3 protein-coding genes are annotated in these 2693 nt (G+C 54.6%); 2 read left to right on the plus strand and 1 reads right to left on the minus strand.

The features are described from left to right. The first annotated feature begins 524 nt into the window (after window positions 1–524). Entirely contained in the window at window positions 525–1781 is a 1257-nt protein-coding gene (gene icd / locus AC1DH9_RS26705; protein ID WP_054597846.1) for an NADP-dependent isocitrate dehydrogenase, read from the plus strand. 81 nt (window positions 1782–1862) lie between these two features. On the opposite strand, the gene cspD is transcribed toward icd, so the two are convergent. Next, the gene (gene cspD, locus AC1DH9_RS26710; RefSeq protein WP_427537192.1) at window positions 1863–2126 is read right to left on the minus strand and encodes a cold shock domain-containing protein CspD; all 264 of its coding nucleotides are present in this window, start codon (window positions 2124–2126) and stop codon (window positions 1863–1865) included. Window positions 2127–2349: 223 nt separating this feature from the next. Here cspD and clpS point away from each other — a divergent pair. Then, the coding region (gene clpS / locus AC1DH9_RS26715) for an ATP-dependent Clp protease adapter ClpS (protein WP_477809111.1) at window positions 2350–2693 on the plus strand (344 nt) is incomplete at its 3' end.

Raw genomic sequence — 2693 nt, forward strand, 5'->3', positions numbered from 1 at the left:
ATCTTCGAGCGGTTGGGCATATTCGGATTAACTCTCTTCTTTGCTAAAGCGTGCGCAGAAACTCGAGGGGCGCCGGGTAAGCGCGTTCGTTCAAAGTCATCCATGAGCCGAATGTCGAGGTTTCTTCGCGGTGATGTTGGGTGCATCAGTCGAGCGTCAAGCGGGTGGACTGCGGTAACAGTCCAGCTTATCGGGCGTAAAGTCTCGTAGCTTTTTATCCAGAAGCAGGAGCTTCGCCTGCGTGACCCTGCGGTCAGCGGCGGCATTATACATAGGTAGCTGGCAATCTGCCGATGGTTCATATGCAACGAATATCGTCCATTGGTCTAAAGGTCGCAGGCGTGCGTGCGGCGTAGAGTCGTCCACCGTGCTTGAGTTTGGCGCTTTTCCCTTTGCTTTCAGACTTGTACGTCGCGAACTGTGCAGCTTTGCGGCAGATGGATGGAACATAGGGTTTGCGTGCCGATTTAACTGGGGTACGCTCGGACGAAGCCAGATGTTCAATCCAAACAATGGAGTTCAGCATGGGATACAAGAAGATTCAGGTTCCAGCAGTCGGCGACAAAATCACCGTCAATGCAGACCATTCTCTCAATGTTCCTAACAACCCGATCATCCCTTTCATTGAAGGTGATGGTATCGGCGTTGATATCAGCCCGGTCATGATCAAGGTTGTCGATGCTGCTGTTAAGAAGGCTTACGGCGGCGAGCGCAAAATTTCCTGGATGGAAGTCTACGCCGGGGAAAAAGCGACTCAGGTTTACGATCAGGACACCTGGCTGCCTCAGGAAACTCTGGACGCAGTCAAAGATTACGTGGTTTCCATCAAGGGCCCKCTGACCACGCCGGTCGGTGGCGGYATCCGTTCCCTCAACGTTGCTCTGCGYCAGCAACTCGACCTTTATGTGTGCCTGCGCCCGGTGCGCTGGTTYGAAGGCGTGCCGAGCCCGGTCAAGAAGCCTGGCGACGTCGACATGACGATCTTCCGCGAGAACTCGGAAGACATCTACGCCGGTATCGAATGGAAGGCCGGTTCGCCGGAGGCGACCAAGGTCATCAAGTTCCTTAAAGAAGAAATGGGCGTTACCAAGATCCGTTTCGACCAGAACTGCGGTATCGGCATCAAACCGGTTTCCCTGGAAGGCACCAAGCGTCTGGCACGCAAGGCCCTGCAATACGTTGTCGACAATGATCGCGATTCGCTGACCATCGTCCACAAAGGCAACATCATGAAGTTCACCGAAGGTGCCTTCAAGGAATGGGCCTACGAAGTGGCCGCTGAAGAATTTGGCGCAACCCTGCTCGACGGCGGCCCGTGGATGCAGTTCAAGAACCCGAAAACCGGCAAGAACGTCATCGTCAAGGATGCCATCGCCGACGCCATGCTCCAGCAGATCCTGCTGCGCCCGGCTGAATACGATGTTATCGCGACCCTGAACCTGAACGGCGACTACCTGTCCGACGCCCTGGCGGCTGAGGTGGGTGGTATCGGTATTGCGCCAGGTGCCAACCTGTCCGACACCGTGGCGATGTTCGAAGCCACCCACGGCACTGCACCGAAGTACGCCGGCAAGGATCAGGTAAACCCGGGTTCGCTGATTCTGTCTGCTGAAATGATGCTGCGTCACATGGGCTGGACCGAAGCGGCCGACCTGATCATCAAGGGCACCAACGGCGCAATCTCGGCCAAGACCGTGACCTATGACTTCGAACGTCTGATGGAGGGCGCCAAACTGCTGTCTTCTTCCGCGTTCGGCGATGCGCTGATCTCGCACATGTAAGCTGATTTGCATTAAATAAAAAAACCGGCCGACTCAAATGATGAGTCGGCCGGTTTTTTTATGTCTCTGAGTTTGGTGGTATCAGCTCAACACGCGCTCGTGCTGGACGGTCGTCGCAGGCGCGGGCGCATTGGCCTTTACTGTAGCTGAGTCGATGTTGATCGCATGCAGGCCTTTGGGGCCCTGGATGATCTCGAAATTCACGGGTTGGCCTGCTTTCAAGGTCTTGTAGCCGTCCATTTTAATGGCCGAGTAGTGGGCAAAGAGATCTTCGTCCTTGCCGTCCTCGTTGATGAAGCCATATCCCTTGGCATTGTTGAACCACTTGACCTTACCGCTAGCCATGCTCATATCCCTCTGCAACAGACTCCATCACTGGAGTATCATCCAGTTAATCCGCATCAACCCTGAAATGGGGTTGGCCGTGCGGACCTTTTTTACCCACCGTGGGCTCTATTGGTTGTAACACTGATTTGCCGATAGTCAAGGTGACCAAGCAGTCGGGGTTGAAAAGCTCTGGGGCCGCCCCCACCACTGTATTCAGCTCAACTAACGAACCTTTCTTTCCATGCATGCTATCAGCCAGATTCGACTAACATTCAATCAGGATCGCCCTGATTTACACGACGACGATTCAGCAGGCATTGCTGTACAGGAGGCTAAGCCTGCGTTACAGGCGCCGCCGATGTACAAGGTGGTTTTGTTCAATGATGACTACACACCGATGGATTTCGTCGTCGAAGTGCTCGAGGTGTTTTTTAACCTGAATCGCGAGCTGGCGACCAAGGTCATGCTGGCCGTTCACACAGAAGGACGGGCAGTATGTGGAGTGTTTACCCGCGACATCGCCGAGACCAAGGCCATGCAGGTCAACCAGTACGCCAGGGAAAGCCAGCATCCGCTACTCTGTGA

Source organism: Pseudomonas sp. 05T35, from assembly GCF_056396605.1.